General features: G+C 59.5%; 16 protein-coding genes and 1 pseudogene. 8 read left to right on the top strand and 9 right to left on the bottom strand.

All coding sequences use genetic code 11. The features are described from left to right. The first annotated feature begins 65 nt into the window (after positions 1-65). Entirely contained in the window at positions 66-740 is a 675-nt protein-coding gene (locus AB4Y82_RS12620; RefSeq protein ID WP_441602120.1) for a cysteine hydrolase family protein, read from the top strand. Between the two features lie 115 nt (positions 741-855). Here the strand turns inward: AB4Y82_RS12620 and AB4Y82_RS12615 are convergent, their stop codons facing one another. Continuing rightward, positions 856-2,232: an aldehyde dehydrogenase family protein gene (locus AB4Y82_RS12615; RefSeq protein WP_441611339.1), complete on the bottom strand. Its 1,377-nt coding sequence runs from the start codon at positions 2,230-2,232 to the stop codon at positions 856-858. Between the two features lie 478 nt (positions 2,233-2,710). Here AB4Y82_RS12615 and AB4Y82_RS12610 point away from each other — a divergent pair, with 478 nt between their 5' ends. Both AB4Y82_RS12610 and AB4Y82_RS12605 read left to right on the top strand, forming a co-directional pair. After that, entirely contained in the window at positions 2,711-3,301 is a 591-nt protein-coding gene (locus AB4Y82_RS12610) for a DUF5671 domain-containing protein (protein ID WP_441602122.1), read from the top strand. Beyond that, complete coding sequence (locus AB4Y82_RS12605) at positions 3,298-3,738, top strand: hypothetical protein (protein ID WP_441602123.1); 441 nt, start codon at positions 3,298-3,300, stop codon at positions 3,736-3,738. Before AB4Y82_RS12610 ends, AB4Y82_RS12605 begins: the two co-directional genes overlap by 4 nt. A gap of 81 nt (positions 3,739-3,819) precedes the next feature. On the opposite strand, the gene AB4Y82_RS12600 is transcribed toward AB4Y82_RS12605, so the two are convergent. The 3 genes from AB4Y82_RS12600 to AB4Y82_RS12590 all read right to left on the bottom strand — a co-directional run bounded on the left by AB4Y82_RS12600 (position 3,820) and on the right by AB4Y82_RS12590 (position 6,391). Beyond that, positions 3,820-5,043 carry a sulfotransferase family protein gene (locus tag AB4Y82_RS12600; protein ID WP_441602124.1) on the bottom strand — a complete coding sequence of 408 codons (1,224 nt, stop codon included), beginning with the start codon at positions 5,041-5,043 and terminating at the stop codon, positions 3,820-3,822. Positions 5,044-5,286: 243 nt separating this feature from the next. Further along, positions 5,287-5,970, bottom strand: a complete 684-nt coding sequence (locus AB4Y82_RS12595; protein ID WP_441611338.1) for an SPASM domain-containing protein — start codon at positions 5,968-5,970, stop codon at positions 5,287-5,289. Beyond that, positions 5,933-6,391, bottom strand: a complete 459-nt coding sequence (locus AB4Y82_RS12590; protein WP_441602126.1) for a radical SAM protein — start codon at positions 6,389-6,391, stop codon at positions 5,933-5,935. The genes AB4Y82_RS12595 and AB4Y82_RS12590 overlap by 38 nt, the downstream gene beginning before the upstream one ends. A gap of 1,006 nt (positions 6,392-7,397) precedes the next feature. Between AB4Y82_RS12590 and AB4Y82_RS12585 the strand changes: the two genes are divergently transcribed. Next, on the top strand, positions 7,398-8,075 hold the full coding sequence (locus tag AB4Y82_RS12585; protein WP_441602127.1) for a hypothetical protein: 678 nt from the start codon (positions 7,398-7,400) through the stop codon (positions 8,073-8,075). A gap of 152 nt (positions 8,076-8,227) precedes the next feature. After that, positions 8,228-8,452, top strand: coding sequence for an Imm32 family immunity protein (locus AB4Y82_RS12580; RefSeq protein ID WP_441602128.1), 225 nt, complete (start codon positions 8,228-8,230; stop codon positions 8,450-8,452). Between the two features lie 80 nt (positions 8,453-8,532). Here the strand turns inward: AB4Y82_RS12580 and AB4Y82_RS12575 are convergent, their stop codons facing one another. Next, complete coding sequence (locus tag AB4Y82_RS12575; RefSeq protein WP_441602129.1) at positions 8,533-9,366, bottom strand: transporter; 834 nt, start codon at positions 9,364-9,366, stop codon at positions 8,533-8,535. An 80-nt stretch (positions 9,367-9,446) separates the two neighbouring features. After that, positions 9,447-10,166: a hypothetical protein gene (locus AB4Y82_RS12570; RefSeq protein WP_441602130.1), complete on the bottom strand. Its 720-nt coding sequence runs from the start codon at positions 10,164-10,166 to the stop codon at positions 9,447-9,449. A gap of 431 nt (positions 10,167-10,597) precedes the next feature. Between AB4Y82_RS12570 and AB4Y82_RS12565 the strand changes: the two genes are divergently transcribed. The 3 genes from AB4Y82_RS12565 (at position 10,598) to AB4Y82_RS12555 (ending at position 12,483) form a co-directional block, all read left to right on the top strand. Then, positions 10,598-10,966 (top strand): RcnB family protein, encoded by a 369-nt coding sequence (locus AB4Y82_RS12565; protein WP_441602131.1) that lies wholly within the window; start codon positions 10,598-10,600, stop codon positions 10,964-10,966. 204 nt (positions 10,967-11,170) lie between these two features. Continuing rightward, positions 11,171-11,665, top strand: a complete 495-nt coding sequence (locus tag AB4Y82_RS12560; protein ID WP_441602132.1) for a hypothetical protein — start codon at positions 11,171-11,173, stop codon at positions 11,663-11,665. A gap of 218 nt (positions 11,666-11,883) precedes the next feature. Continuing rightward, the gene (locus AB4Y82_RS12555) at positions 11,884-12,483 is read left to right on the top strand and encodes a response regulator (RefSeq protein WP_441611336.1); all 600 of its coding nucleotides are present in this window, start codon (positions 11,884-11,886) and stop codon (positions 12,481-12,483) included. Between the two features lie 87 nt (positions 12,484-12,570). On the opposite strand, the gene AB4Y82_RS12550 is transcribed toward AB4Y82_RS12555, so the two are convergent. The 3 genes and pseudogenes from AB4Y82_RS12550 to AB4Y82_RS12540 all read right to left on the bottom strand — a co-directional run. Beyond that, complete coding sequence (locus AB4Y82_RS12550) at positions 12,571-14,244, bottom strand: arylsulfatase (RefSeq protein ID WP_441611334.1); 1,674 nt, start codon at positions 14,242-14,244, stop codon at positions 12,571-12,573. A gap of 98 nt (positions 14,245-14,342) precedes the next feature. Continuing rightward, positions 14,343-15,368 carry an HAD family hydrolase gene (locus AB4Y82_RS12545; protein ID WP_441611332.1) on the bottom strand — a complete coding sequence of 342 codons (1,026 nt, stop codon included), beginning with the start codon at positions 15,366-15,368 and terminating at the stop codon, positions 14,343-14,345. Between the two features lie 357 nt (positions 15,369-15,725). After that, a pseudogene (locus tag AB4Y82_RS12540) lies at positions 15,726-15,850 on the bottom strand (IS30 family transposase); the annotation flags it as partial. Positions 15,851-15,863 lie beyond the last annotated feature (13 nt).

Raw genomic sequence — 15,863 nt, 5'->3', positions numbered from 1 at the left:
TCGACGGGGCGTCTGGATGGCCAGACGCTCCATGCTCGCATCGACACCCAGGTCGGAGGTACTTCTTGGCCCGCATCAATCTGCCCTGCGAGCGCGGACGCTCGATCGAACTGGACACGGCGCGCACGGTGCTGGCCTGCATCGACTTCCAGGCTGATTTCGTCTTGCCTGAGGGCCGCGCGGGGGCCTTGGGATTGCCTGTCGAGGCACTGTTGGCGGCGATACCGGCTGCACAGCGCGCACTGTCGGCGGCACGCGAAGCCGGCATGCTCGTGTTCTTTACCCGTGAGTGTTACGCGCCTGACCTGTCCGACCTCAATCTGTTTCGCCGCCAGAACGACCTGGTCATCGGTTCGCCTGGGCCCTTGGGCCGCTTCCTGGTGAAGGGTGAGAAAGGGACGGAGATCATTGCAGACCTGCGCCCGGCCGATCGAGAGCCCGTGATCGACAAGGCGGGCTTCAGCGCCTTTCACCAGACAACGCTCGATACCGTACTGCGCGTACGCGGCATCGATACGCTGCTGCTCATGGGCTATACAACCCAATGCTGCGTCGCCTCGACGCTGCGCCAGGCCGTCGACCTGGGCTATGCCTGTGTTCTTCTGCAGGACGCCTGTGCGGCCTATGACCCTGCCGATCACGAAGCCACCGTGCGCGTCATGTACAGCGAGGGCGACAACTTTGGTTGGGTAACTGATACACAGCGCCTGGCCACGGCGTTGCACTCGTCCAGGCATTGAGCCGGGCGTATCTGCTCGCCCGCCTCTCTGTATCCGTGCCACCGCATGGTTGTCGCATACGATACCTGGAGGTTCTCTCCAAAGGACTGACATCGAACAACGCTGGCGGCTATCGCTAGCTCTTGAAGACGATCATCTTCTCGGCCGTCATCTCGTGCATGGTGTAGGGAATGCCGCCGATGCCATGCCCCGATACATGGCGGCCCGCGAATGGCATCCAGTCGACGCGAAAGGCCGTGTGGTCGTTGATCATCACGGCTGATGCATCCAGTCGTTCGGCAGCTTCGAAGGCGGATGCCAGCTCCCGCGTGAAAATGCTCGATTGGAAAGCCACGGGAAGCGAGTTCGCGGCTGTAATGGCCTCGTCCAGCGTGCGAAACGGATAGACGCAGGTAAGCGGGCCGAAGACTTCCAGCGTGGACACCTTGGCGTCTTTGGGCGGATCAACCAGGATGGATGGCTTCAACGTCGTTTCGCTGATACGGCCACCTCCAATCAAACGACTGCCGGCCGCCACCGCTTCGTCGATCCAGCTCTGCACGCGATCGGATTCTGCCGGCAAGATGAGCGGCCCCACTTCTGTTTGCGGCAACACCGGATCACCGACGTTCAAAGACGCCACCCGGCGAGCGAACCGATCGAGAAATTCCTGCTGAATGTCCTCATGGACGTAGATGCGCTGGACGGATACGCAAACCTGGCCAGCATGGTAGTAACCGCCCTTGGCAATGGGCTCGATGATCTTGTCGAGGTCCGCGCTCCTGTCGACGATCACAGGGGCCGCGCCACCGTGCTCAAGCGCACAGCGGGCGCCGGGAGCGAGCTTCGAGCGAAGATACCAGCCGACGCGCGCGGACCCGATGAAGCTGAGAAATGCCACTCGGGAATCGGTTGCAAGCGCTTCGGCGAGCTCGCGTTCCTCGGGCAGGAAGGTTTGCACCCAACCCTCCGGCATGCCGGCCTCGTGCACCAGCTTGACCAGATCCAGACAGCTGAGGGGCGTGGTCGTCGCAGGCTTGACGATAACGGGGCAGCCCGTCGCGATCGCCGGCGCCACCTGGTGAACAATCAGATTCAGCGGATGGTTGAAGGCTGAAATGGCAGCGACTACCCCGATGGGTTCTTCAATCGTCCACGCCCGGCGATGGTCACTGGACTTGGTGATGCCCATGGGAATCTCGCGACCCGCACTGGTTCGGAGGATCTCTGCGGCATTTCGAACGCCATCGATGGCCCGATCAGTCTCCACCAGCGCGTCCGCGTAAGGCTTGCCGCCCTCACGCGCGATCTGTTTGCCAAAGTACTCGCGCCTGCCCTCCATGAGCGCTGCGAGCTTTCGCAGAATCTCGATACGTTCATACGGTTTGAGCCAGCTGGACCGGTCCTTGAACAACCGGTACGCCGTGGCAAGCTTCGCCTCCAGAGCCTCGGCGTCATCGCTCGGCAGCTCAGTCATCAGTTGGCGATCAAACGCCTGCACGACCTTGATCATTTCATCCTCCTCTTGGCAGTTTGGTATGGCGGGCGATTGGCAATGACTTCGCCGGCACGGAGCTGCGCAACGTTACTCGTGCCTCGGCGAAGGCGAGGTGAGAAGTGATGGGAGAGCTGCTGGATTGCGCGCGGTCATGCCATCCCCGTGAGTAGCTGCAGCGCGGCCTGCATGCGCGCATGGGGCGCTGGTCCTTACCCAGTACTCTTGGCGGAGGGCTTTGACATCCGCTTAACAGCGCTGCAGCGGTCAAACGGGCTTGACACTCCGACGGCTTGAACCCGCGATCTCGGAATGGGAGAGTCACTGCGTCCGCTTCTGGCCCGGCCACATGGCGAAAGACAGACATCTGCCCTATGCCGCGCCTCGCCAGGCCCGGATCGGGAGGCATCGTTAGCTTCATCGTGCTTGATCACCAACAGGGGAAGTTATGGCTAGCAGCACACAGGACTTGGAACGGTTTGTGCGGAGTTCGCTCATGCGCGGATGCTCGCGGCAGAGCATCGACAAGGCACTCATGGAGGCTGGCTGGACGCCAGAACAGGTGCGCGGAGCGCTCTCGAATTTCGCCGACGTTTCATTTGCAGTGCCGGTGCCCCGGCCCCGTCCCTACTTATCGGCAAGGGACGCGTTTATCTATCTCGTCTTGTTTACCACGCTCTATCTGAGCGTCTATCACTTCGGGAGTTTGCTGTTTGAATTAATCAACCGCAGCTTTCCGGACGCAGCCTCTCCATACAATAACGGTGTAGCACGAAGCATCCGCTGGTCCGTGGCCTCGATCATCATCGCCTTCCCGGTTTTCCTCTGGCTCACGGCACGGATTCGCAGCGAGGTGAGCCGGCAGCCGGTGAAGCGCCAATCGGCGGTTCGCCGGTGGTTGACCTATCTGACGCTCTTCGCCGCGGCCGTGGTACTCATCTGCGACCTGATCACATTGGTCGACGGCGTGCTCGGCGGAGAAATTACGGTTCGATTCACGCTGAAGGTCGTCGTTGCCGCCGTGATTGCGTGCACGGTCTTTGGCTACTACCTGTGGGATTTGCGCGCTGATGAGCGCGTCGCATGATGCCGCGCCTGGGAGTGCGGTTGCTCGCGATAGTGGCTTCCCTGGGCATGGCCGCAGCCATTGTCGCGGGCCTGGGTGTGCTCGGTTCACCCATGCACCAACGGGCGTTGCAACTTGATTCGCGCAGGGTGTCTGACCTGAGTCTTATTTCCATGCAAGTCAGCGCGTACTGGGCCCAGCACAAGTCCCTGCCACCCGATCTCGCTTCGCTCAAGCTTGCCCCGCCGATGACCAGCGACCCGGTCAGCGGTGCGACGTTCGAGTACGCAACAACTGGCAAGGAGACCTACCGGTTATGCGCCAAATTCGACGCTGCATCCGAGTCTGAGGGGCGGTCGCTCGGAACCTATGTGCTTCGCTGGAACCACCTCGCTGGCAGGTACTGTTTCGACTTGGGCACAAAGTACGGAGGCGAGGTGGGCGAGCCAATGCAATGAGACGCCATCGCCCGGGACAGTGCAGATTCGTGGCTGACAAGGGCCGCCTGACAGGGTCAGGTTGCAGCGCCCGGATTTCCGTCATGGCCTCTGGTATACGGAAAGCAGGCGCACCCAGCGCGTCCTGAAACGATCGACAACCAGGCCGGCGTGTGTCCAGATTTGCAGCAGTTGTCGGCGCAACGCAGGCGGCGGAGTCAACGTATAGCCGAGTTTCCCCGCATCGTTGGCCAGGATCGCGCTCAATCGCTCGCGCTCGCGCCTGGTCAGCGAATTGAACTCGACATCCCCCGGCCGGCGATCCAGTTTTCCGGCGACCTTGTTGCTGTCAAAAGAGCTGTTGCTCGGGGTGGGAATGCCGTTCGCGGTTGGCTGGGTCATGATGGGCAGCGGCTGGATCCCCAGGAACGAGGCCATCCGTTCAACGCCGCTTGCGGTGTCCTCGAGCAGGTCCTCATAGCGAACCAGCAGGTACGAGTCCGATGCAGGTTGAGCGGAGCGAGTGGCCGCCTCGCGGTACGACAAGCGCATTTGCCGCAGGACCAGCGTCTCTTCGCTCGAAGGGAGGCCCGAATCTCGCAGGGCCTTACAGCTCGACGCATAGACCGCGAAAGGATGGCGGACGACGTGGAGCATTCTCGCCTCGGGAAATTCCGCCATCAGACGCGCCAGGAAACGCTCGTTGGTAGGCGTTTTTTCAACCCACCGCTGCAAGGGTGAGTCAGCGTCAAGCCCGGTCGTGCAATGCGCGTACGCAAGCGCGATCGCGACCAGCGGCCATGAGGTTGTGCGAGGCCCGAGCCGCGTTTTGACCAAGGGCCACCAAGCCCGCAAGGCGCGACCGAATTCAACATAAGGTGAGCCTTCTGCCGACGAGCGGCCCAGCAGCCAGTACGGCTGCTGGTTGATGGGATTGGCGAGTCTGCGCAACCACTCGCAGCCGAGGAATGGCAGCCAGCTATCGGGCTCCAGCCGCTTCAGATGCCACGCGAAATTCGTGAGCATGGTGCCTTCGGCGGGAAGCACCGAGAGGGCTGGGTGGTGGTCGAGCAAATCGCGTACCAGCGTGGTGCCGCTTCGGCGCGAGCCAAGAACGAACACAGGCCGACGCGCGATGGCGAGCCCCCGCTCGATCTCGCCCGTAGTGAGTATCCGGGGGCCGGCCGACTCGCTGACGGACCACACGGCTTGGGACCAGGCCATGGCCGCCTGGCGCACGGCACCTAGATTGGTGACGCGCGGCCTTTGCAGCCGCTGATCGAGCTGCGCCTCGAGATCGACAATATTCAAGAACTCGCGATTCATTTCACCCGCTCTGTGCGATGCGTACAGTCGAAACTTCGAAAGCGCTCTTTTGCGCCGAAGCCTTGCCGCAAGAGGACGCACGAATCAGCACAGCGCGTACCATGGTCGTATCCCGTTCGGGCGAATCGAGAACGCCGACCCCATAGTGCTGCGACGGCACGTGCGCCCGGTGCCGATACCCTGGCGGCGGCGTTCCACGTCCAATGATGATGGTGAGTGCGCCCGGGCGTCCCTTTGGTTGCCTTAGGTGCCAAAGCCGCCGCAACACCGGCTGCAGCCAGGCAGAAGGCCTCCAGCCTCGGTGAGCGCGGCCCGCAGCGCTTCCATGCTTGAGTGCTTCCAGATGCTTTCAAGGCCGGCGTCTCGCACATTGGCGATCGGAAACCGATAGCACCGCCCGTGTACAGGCACCGACTCGCCATCAGCATCGATCATCAGGATGCGAAAGGCGTCGTGGCAACGGCGGCCAATGAATTGCGAGGGGTGACGATAGTAGATGTCGAGGTCGGCCTCGCTCGTGCGATCGGGCTGGATCGTGACGGAGAACGGCCAGGTCGTGGCCTTGATGTCGGCCAGCTCGTCGGCCAGACGGGCGATGTCGATCGTCGTGGGATCGGATTCGAAGCTGTTGGAGGCCGTGGCAGGATAGGTCGCGCCATAGAGCGCATTGTGTTCATTGGCCAGTTCGGGCGTCACGAAGTTGTTGTGGATCAGCCCAACCTGTTTCAGTGGCAGATCACTGATGTCGGCAAGAAAGGTCTTGAGGTGACCGACGTTGTACTCGCTGATCGTGCAGAAGACGGATATTTCGGGCGCGCCCTCCAGCGCCGCGACGGCGCGAATCCCCTCTACGGCCCGCGCAAAGCTGCCGACATGGCGCCGGATGCGATCATGCAAAGCCGCCGGACCATCGAGCGAGACGAACAATCCTCGGCAGCGGCCCGCCGCAAACTCCGCTGCCCGTTTTTGGCAGGAGCAGGCCATTGGTGGTGACCGTTGTGTACAAGCCCAGCGCGGACGCATAGCTCAGTGCGTCACCGAGCGGGCGCCAGGCAAGCGGCTCGGTGAATGCGAAGCCCAGGCGTGCCTCGGGGCAGAAGGCCGCCATATCGTCGGCGACGCGCTGGAACAGCTCCCACGGCATGGTACGCGTCCGGGCGCCCATCAAATTTGCGCCGAAGTTGGTCTCCGCATTGCCGGTGCCGACGTCACACATGACGCAACGCAGGTTGCAGAAATTGTTGACCCCGAGAACCACGTGTCTGGGCCGCGGTCCCGCCGTGAGGGGTGCTTCGAGAACTGGCAGGCTGAGTGCGGACATGGCGCGTGGATTTCCCGTGGTGATCATGTTTGCCACTTTCGGCATAAGCTCGAGGCACAAATACGCCTCCCCGGGTGTATGTGCTGCATGGCGACGATTTGGTTTACCGAGGCCGTGGCGGGGATTTGTCACATAGCCGACACACCGCTGATCAATCGATGACAGCGCGCGTGGGTGGCGGCGACGAATGACACGATTGAGGCGTGCGTCGATCCAGCCGCAATGCCGGCCGCATAAACAGCACAGTTCGCCCTGCGGGCCGGGCAGTACCTCCGGCGGCGCGCACTCCGAGGTACCTGTCGGCCCATTGCCCTCGCTACACCAGACGCTGGATCGAGATAGCATTTCAGCAAAGAGAGGCGAAATGGCCAGCGCAATTTTTGACCAACTTTTGAGTCCGTCCACCATGCTGGATGGCGAAAAAGCCCTTCTTGCCATGGGAGGAGAGGCAGTCCCGTTACTGCGTGATCTTCTGGACGGAACTGCCAGGAATGAGTTTGGCGTTCCTTACCGAAACCTTGGCTTGCCTCTTCGCTGTGCACTGGACGTGGCCCTTCGACTAGGCCCTCGGGCTCGGGCATTGGAGCCTCTTCTGGCGCTGGAACTTCGTGCTGGTAGCGCGACGGCGGCCAGGGCTCTGGCAGCCATGGGAGATGCCGGTACCGAGACGATTGAGGCTCTGGCCATCTGTCTGGATCCCCCCGCGCCTTCTGACTTCGATCTACCCATCGAGGCCGGCGTCGCTCTAATACGACTGGGCGCAACTGAGCACGCTCTCGTACTGCGCATGGTAGAAACGTCCCGGCGAGCGAGCTCTAGTTGGTCGCTCGCTCGTCAATGGGGCGCGAGATGGGAATCCGTATCTTCTGGTTAGGGTCTGCTGTCGATCCATGGCAGGCATTCCAAAGTGTCACTCCAGGTGAAATACCGGAGAAGAAAAGGGATCAGAGTGCTTTCATCGGGTGGCTGGAAGAAATGAGGGCACATGCGTGCCCCTGGCGGCCTTTACTGTTAGGACAAAACGGAGGGGAAGTTGAAAAGTCTGCTCGCGTGTATATGTGCCGTCGTTCTAGCCGCTTGTACGGCTCAGACAAGAACAAACGATCCTGCAAATTCCCCGCCATCGATCCAGCAGGCGGCGGTGCGCACCTACTCGCAGGACGAGCTGGTGTCCTTGGCATCAACGTCCACGGATAGCCCAGTCAAGAGCTGTGTGGACGTGGCGCTTCGCTACAACGAAGGCCTTATGGCCCTGCGCCTGGCCAAAACCCCGCCGGACAAGGTGCACGAATACATGATGCATGGGGCCGAGGGCGCACATCTGAAGGAACAGAAGGAGCGCGAATTTTCCCTGTGGGCATCGCACGCCGAACTGGGCTCGATTGACCAGAGTCACTTCGACTACTGCTTGTCCATCCAGCACGCCGCGACGCAATCGCAGGCGCTTGAGCGCACCTGTTTCAGCATGATGGGCCCGGCGGCATTGGCCCACCTTCACAGGAAGGCAGGCATTGCCACGACGGCAACCCTTCCGCGAGAGGTCGAGGCCTATGGCAGGCAACTCGACAAAGCGTACCTCGCCGGCATCGTGGACCAGGTTTATGCCTTCACCAGCGAGGACGACCAGTACAGGTTTCAGCAGGGCCTGTTTGCTGGCTGCCTTAAGCAGGTAGGTCGTGGTTCGTCGGGAAGCGGGGCCGCAGGCTCGTAGTTCCAGAGGCTTTGAGAAAGGGGCGCAGGTGGTTGAGCCAGGCCAACCACCTCCATCCGCGTTGCTCCGCTCTCTGCTTGTTATGTGAATGCTCGCATCAGGTGCTGCACACGCCGCTGGCAGGACGCAAAAATTGCAAACAAGGAGCTGCCATGAAGCTGTTTGGATACGAAGAAGGGAGTCACGATCACCGGGCACCGTTGAGGCTTTCAGAGGCGAGCATATTGGCTAGCCCGGCCGAACTGAGAGCTATTGCCAGAGTGCTCGCCGATCTGGCGGTCGAGATGGAGGCTGATGACTTTGACCATGTGCACTTGACCGATAGGCTTCCAAGCCTAGGCGATGGCCCCGAGCTGATCGTGGCTAAGGTCAGGTGAATATGTCCGCTTGCGACCCCAAGCGGACGCCCAAAGAACATTGGCCCGGTGTCTTGTGCCCACCAGGCCAATGAGTTGACTCAGAACGAATAGGCCACCGTTGCTCCAACGCCCCAGTCCGGACTCCCATCGGTGAAGCCCTTGGTCACATATGCTTGAGCTTTCCAGCCACTGGCGAACTTGTACGCGTAGTAGCCCGTGAGTTCGTTGCGCGAGAAACTCGTATCCGAGGCCTTTTCGCGATAGTCGTAGTACGCGCCAAAACTGCTATGGGTGTCGAGCTTGTAGCTCATGCCCGCGTTGGCACCGAACACATCGTTGAGCTGGATGTACTGCGAACTGCCCAACCACGTGTAGCTCACACCGCCGAACACCGTCCAGGCACCGAAGCCCTTGTACATGTCGGCACTGAAGGTGTAGTCGTTCTTGCCGGTGCCCAGGCCCTTGTTTGCGTCGGCCGTGCCGAACTTGATCTTGCCAGTGAGATCGATGCCGAACTGCGACTCACGATTGCTATACGCCTCATAGGTCGCCGCTGCGGTGATGTCGCCCAGCCCGGATGCGGAACCAGTTGTCTCAGGGATTGGCGTGGTGCCTCCCTGCGAATTGCCCTTGCCGTGGCCGCGACCCTTCGGGTTGGTGTTCTTCACCGGACCCACGCCGGGAATGACGTTGTCGGCACCCGACACGTGGATGTACGGCACTGCGACCTTGAAGGACCAGCGATCGATGTCGTAGCCGAAGGTCACCGGCACCTGCGTGATGTCGGTGGTCTCCGACGTACCGTATTTGCCCGTGGTGTAGTCGATGCCTGCACCCACCTTGATGGTGGAGCTGTCGTCAGCGTGCGCCGCCTGCGCCATCAGGCCCAGTACGCCAAGGGCGCAAAGGGTGCCGGTGTTCTTGAGATTCATGCGTTTTTCCTAGGGCGTAGCAAAAGAAGTGCGGGAGGCCTGTCAAGGCCTCCGCACGTATCGGAGTCAAGTTGGTGTGATCAGCGACCGCCGCGTTCGGGCTTGTCGGGGCGCTCGGGCTTCTCGGGCTTCTCGGGCTTGTCCGGATGATCCGGCTTGTCGGGGCGATCGGCCTTGTCGGGGCGGTCGACCTTGGCGACCTTGTCGGCGTGGCTAGCCTTGTCGATCTTTTCGCCGTGCGCGATATCCGCGCTATCGGGCACCGGCCCGTGCGCCTTGGTGGCGCTCATGATGTCGCCCAGCTTGAAGCCGAGCGTCTTGGAGATATTTCCCCAGCCCTGGCCTTCGGCGCGCAGCGCCAGCACGCCAGTGAGCTGCACGGGGCCCTTGGGGCCGGCAACCGTGCCACCGTTCAATGCCGCTTCGATCTGCGCTGCCGTGGGCTGCGTGATGCCGGAGGCGGAGAGTTCGGCCTGAGCCAGCGAGAGCGCGATGTTCACGTTGCCATAGCCCAGATGGCCAGTGCTCGGCGTAAAGCTTGTTTGCACGGCCGGGGTGGTCGCCGTCGCAGGCGTCACCAGCACGATCGTGGAGCCGCTACGCAAACCGTTGACCAGTGCCTGCGCATTGCCGTTGGAGCCGGCGAAGGTTGTATAGGTACCGGCGAGTTTGACGCTTTCCTGTCCGCTGGTCGGCGCGGGTTGAGTGGCCGGTGCAGTATCGGCCATGGCCCATGTACTGCCCATGGATACGCCAATTGCAATGCTCAACGCGGTAAGTACATGCACACGATTTTTCATGGACTGCCCCTTGAAGGTGATGATTCGTTTCCCTTCGAGGCGCCCTTCGGGCACCAGATGAACTCCGCATCTGCCATGCGGTGGTGCAGCAAGAATCAGCTCACCGGACGGCCTCGGCGGCAGATACTGGCGGAGTGATCAACGCAAGAAAAGGGCCCGGATCCGCAAGTTCAGCAAAGAAGAGGAAACGCTTCAGCTGGGAGTCAAACAGCCCTTTACTTCGTGCGCCAAGTCGCATAAAACAAGGGTTTTCTTGCATCAGGCTGTATTTGTTCGACTCGCCAGATGAACAAGAAAATTCGCTGCCCGCTTAATGGTGAAGTTCATCGCATGCGCCATCGCTCGCATTTTTATGCGATGTTGTCGTTGTGTCGTACCAGCGAAAGCTCGGGACATTCACCGAATACTTCCACGCCACCGATGGAGCTCACATGAAGCGCCTACTCTCGTTCGCGATTACCGCCGTTTTGCTTGTCGGTAACAGCATGGTCTTCGCCTCGCCACAGGATCACGGCCACGGCAAGGGCAACGATGATCACTGGGACGACGGCGATCATGGTCATGGCCACAACCCCAAGGACGAAGGGCGCCACGACAACGGCAAGCACAATGGCTGGTACAAGAAAGGGGCTCGACTGCCGGACCACTACTACAGCCGCGAGTACTACGTGACCGACTATGAGCGGTATCACCTGCGTCGCCCGGATCCGGGTTATCGTTGGGTACGCGCCGATGGCGGCCAGTTCTATTTGACGCTGATCTCAAGTGGTGTCGTGATTGATATCGCCGCGGGGTTCTGAGCTATCAATGCGACACTCGCGGGTGTCGAACAAAGTTGTGGCGAGCAGCCAGGCCATACGGAAGAAGAAAAGGTCCCTGGTGGGACCTTTTCTCGTCAACGCCTATGGCATCGGAAACGCCAGTCAAGGTTTGATTACTTCGTAGGGACCGCTTTCGATCCGAAGCGGACATCGCGCTGCTGAACAGTCTGGAGAGTAGGTCATATGAGAAAAAGGTTCTGGTTGTCGCTCTCTTTTTGCCTGCCAGGGCTAATTTTGGCGGCAACCGGTACCAATGAGGCAGTCAGGACTTCGACCCACAAATTCGCCCCTGTCACGTTCTCCCTTGGTTGTGGCCAAGCCACTCGGAACGAAGATAAGCGTGATTTGACGCGCTCCAGTCTTGCCGTGGGCTACTTTCAGCAGACCGAGTGCGTCGACGCAGCTAGGCAGTTATCAGCTGCCAAACTAGTAGCGGTGGCTATTACTGAGAACGAGAAACTTGGTCTCTTTGAGGTCGTCCTCAAACTTGATCCGGCTAGTGCACTGAGCCTTTCCAAGCTCACCGCACACGGTAATCCGCAACAATTGGTTCTCTCGGTTAAAGGTCAAGCCGTCGTAGCGGGCTTCAACGAGGCCCCTTTTCATGGCGACAAATTCTCAATTACGGCTGACACAATTGACGATGCACGCCGGACTGCGGATTTATTCGACGAGTAGGGGGGCTCTAGGTCCGCTTTCGACCCGAAGCGGACCTAACAGCGAGGTTTCAGCGACGCTAGGAAGGCAGTAGTTCTACCTAGATTTCTCTAGTGTAGTTACTGTTACAAAGGGGCTTGCCATGAGAGACCCTATTGATTCCCATGCGCGGGAGGAAATATCGAGTGGCGACACCGAGAACCTCAAGACCAAGAAAGGCCCGTAATCTGCGCGTCGTCATGGCCGACGACCAACGGCTTATGGTCGATGTGGTAGAGCGGCTACTAGATGGCTCTGTTGTCGTCTCTTGCGTGTCTTCAGGTGAAGCTCTGATTGACGACGTGGTGCAGCAAAATCCAGATCTCGTCATCTCCGAGACGGAGTTAACGGGCGTTGACGGGCTCTCTGCACTGAGCACCTTGAGGCTCGTTGGGATTGCTACGCCCTTTCTATTTTTGACTGGCAACGCGTCTCCGCGACTAATGAGTAAGGCCTTACGACGTGGCGCGCAAGGATATCTTCTTAAGACTGGCAGTGGAGACGACCTGAGGACGGCAGTAACGATGATCCTCAATGGTGGAACTTACACGTCGGCCGAAATACCAACTCCCTGGACCAAGGACAGGGAGCGCTCGAGGTTCCATCCTAAGCAAGCGCAAGTGGCTGAGTATTTTCTGAAAGGTCTCACGACTCAGCAAATTGCAATCACGTTGCAGCTCTCGGTTAAGTCCGTGGAGACCTACTTGCATTGGTTGAGGCGCGAATATGAAGCGCAATCAAACGCTCAACTAATCAGAAAAATTAAAGAAGCAATGCTAGACCAGCGCCTCTTGTACTGATAGTTATAGGGCCGAATCACTTTTTAGCGAAGCTCTCTCAAGAGCGTTAGTGGCGCTAGGTGACATCCCTGTCACTAGCGCGCTCGGTTACTTGCCCTGCTTCTGTTCCAGTTGCCGTTTCAGAGCCTGCTCGGCCTGATCGATAGAGAATGTCGCCGGTGTCTGGGTCGGCGGATAGTCCTTGAACGTGGCCAGCATGTTGAACACCCGACGATTGCCTTCGAACAGCAAATAGGCGTTCTCGGCAACCCACTGGTAGTAGCCGGTGGTCGGGCCGATGTCGGCTCGCTCATAAGGATCCATACGCAGGTTGTATAGCTTGGGAGTACGCAGGCAGTCGAAGGGCTCCATCCATATCTGCATGCCACCCGGGGCTTTCTGCTCGCAGAACACAACCTTCCACGCAGTAGGCACGCGGGCTCCGTTGCTCTTCATGTCGAACCGTACGGCGACAACTTCGGCATCATCATTGAAGTAAAAGAACTCGGTGCGTGGACCTACGTTAGTTTGCCCCGTTAGATAGGGAAGGAAGTTGTAGCCGTCCAAATGCACTTTGAAACTCTTGCCACCGAAACTTCCGCCTTTGAGCAATTTATTGGTGATGTCTCCGTCACCGGCGGCAGCGACCAACGTCGGAAACCAGTCGAGGCCGGAGATCAGCGTATTACTGACGGTATTAGCACGGATATGACCCGGCCAGCGGATCATGGCCGGCACACGGAAGGCGCCTTCCCAATTGGAATCCTTCTCACTGCGGAATGGCGTATTGGCCGCATCAGGCCACGTGAAGAAGTTCGGGCCGTTGTCCGTGGTGAAGATCACGATGGTGTTCTTGGAGATGCCGGCGTCATCGAGCGCTTTCAGCAACTTGCCGACATTCTGATCCATTTCCCACATACCATCGGCATACATGTCCCCGGCGCCGAGCCCTGCTTTGCCTTCGAACTCAGGCCGTACATGTGTAAATACGTGCATGCGCGTGAAGTTCATCCAGGTGAAGAAGGGCTGGCCGGCCCTAGCCTGCTTCTGGATGTAGGAGATTGCGGCGCCGGTGGTCTCGTCGTCGATGGTCTCCATGCGCTTCTTGGTCATCGGGCCACTGTCTTCGATCTTGCCGTCAGCAAAGGTATGGAGGACGCCCCGAGGGTTGTAGACTTTGAGAAAATCCGGATTGTCCTTGGGCCAGTATGGACGCTCCGGCTCCTCTTCGGCATTGAGATGGTAGAGGTTTCCGAAGAATTCATCGAAGCCATGCTTGGTCGGCAGGAATCGATCCTGATCGCCCAAATGGTTCTTGCCGAACTGCGCTGTGCCGTAGCCCATGCCTTTCAGTACCTGGGCGATTGTGACATTGCCGTCCTGGAGACCAACTGGCGCACCTGGGACGCCCACCTTCGACATACCCGTACGCAACACATTCTCACCGGTGATGAAAGTAGAACGACCGGCAGTACAGCTGTTTTCGGCATAGTAGTCGGTGAATATCATGCCTTCGCGGGCAATGCGGTCGATGTTGGGCGTACGGTAACCGACTAGCCCCATCGAATAGGCGCTGATGTTCGAAATGCCCACGTCGTCGCCAAAGATGACGAGGATGTTCGGCTTGCCATTGTTCGCTTGATCTTGCTGCTGGTCCTGCGCCGGAGGTTGCGCTTTGGCGGCAGGCGGTTGGATAGTGACGGCGGCGACGGCGAGCAAAGCCGTCGCGACTACAGTTGTCAGTGATTTCAGGAACGTACTGCGCTGCCACGGGCGAAACATGGGGAACCTCCTAATGGGCACGACTGCGCGCGGCAGCCAACGTTGACCACATCATTCATTCCGCAACGGCGCCTAGGGCACTGCGCCGTCGTCAGGAGCTACTGCTTTTCCGACGGGTAGATCACTTTCCAGTCCTTCTTCATGTCCACCACGGTCCACCCCTTGGCTGTGGCTTCGTCCAGTGCCTTGTCGAGCTTGCCGACCTTGGACTGTCGGTCGTAAGCCCATTCGCGCTCCGCATCGGTGTGGTGCACCAAGCCGGCAAAGCGCGCGCCATCACCCGATGCCGTCCACTCCAACATCTGCTGATCACCGTCGGAATTGCCGAACGCAAGAATCGGTTTGCGCCCGATGGCGCGCTCGATGCCAACCGGCTTTCCCGGACCATCGTCGATCAAGGCGACATTGGGTAGTTTAAGCAAGACGGGCTTGCCGTCCTGCATCTCGAACTTCAACTCGCCTTGGCTACCGATGATCTGCTCGGGCGGAATGCCGTAGACCGGCGTGGCCCAGGCACGCATAAAGTCCTGTCCACCACCGGAGACGATGAAGGTCTTGAAGCCGTTGTCGCGCAGGTAGCGCAACAGTTCCAGCATCGGCTGATAGACCATCTCGGTGAACACGCGATGGGTCCTGGGGTGCCGCGCCGTGGCTGCCCATTGACTGACTTGTCGCGCAAATTCAACGCTGGTCATGCCGGCGTGGGTGGCGGCCATCAGCTCAGCTGCGCCTTTTTCGCCAGCGGCTGCCAAGCCTTTCATGTCGCCCGACAAAGCGGACTTGAACGGCTCGGTGGTCTTCCATTCCGGGTGCTTGGGTGACTGCGCCTTGACCTGGTCAAGAACGAAGAAGAACTCCGAATAGATTGGTTGCTCTGCCCATAGCGTGCCGTCGTTGTCGAACACGGCGATGCGTTTGGCTGGCTCCACGAAATCAGGAGAACCGGAGGTGGTGACCCTTTTTACGAAGCTTTCGATCTGTTGCTTAGTCGCTGCGTCATTCCAGGAAGGGAGAGAGTCTGTAGCAAAGCAGAAGCTGCAGAACGCCAGGAGGAGCGCGCCAACTAAGTACTGAATGCCCTTGGACAAAATGAAATGGGTTTGAACGAAGTACCGAGACGTCATCGAGTCTCTCCCTTGGAGCCTGCGGCAAACGGAAAGTCTAGTGCGGACTAGATTGAAGCCCGCCCCCCGACTTGCGCCACCGTATTTCTATTGGAAACAGCTAAGTAGAACTACTAAAGCGGTATCCCCAAAGGGGCGCATTCGGGGCACTATGCGGCGAACATTGGCAATGATGCTTACGGTCTTTCTTGGGGTCGCTACGCTGGTCGCAGAGGACTCTCCGTAGATCAGGTGTGCCCATACTGTGGGGGTGCCATATCGGTGGAGGCCCCCGGGGCCGCGTGGCTTTTGGATTGTTCGTGTGGTCGCTGTAAGGACACTTGGAGAGGGTTCTAATGTCCGCTTCTGACGGCGGCCTCAACCGGACAACGCAACAGCTCGTTGAAATTTTTCGGCCGGTGTTTCAAGCCTAACGTCTCTCGGGCTCGTCCGTTCAATTCTCTAGCGACGGCGTTGAGCTTAGCCTGCGTAATGCCTGATAGCATTCCGTACTCA

The organism is Dyella sp. 2YAF14 (assembly GCF_052114725.1).
Lineage (GTDB): Bacteria > Pseudomonadota > Gammaproteobacteria > Xanthomonadales > Rhodanobacteraceae > Dyella.
This window is presented reverse-complemented; position numbering and strand designations above follow the sequence as displayed.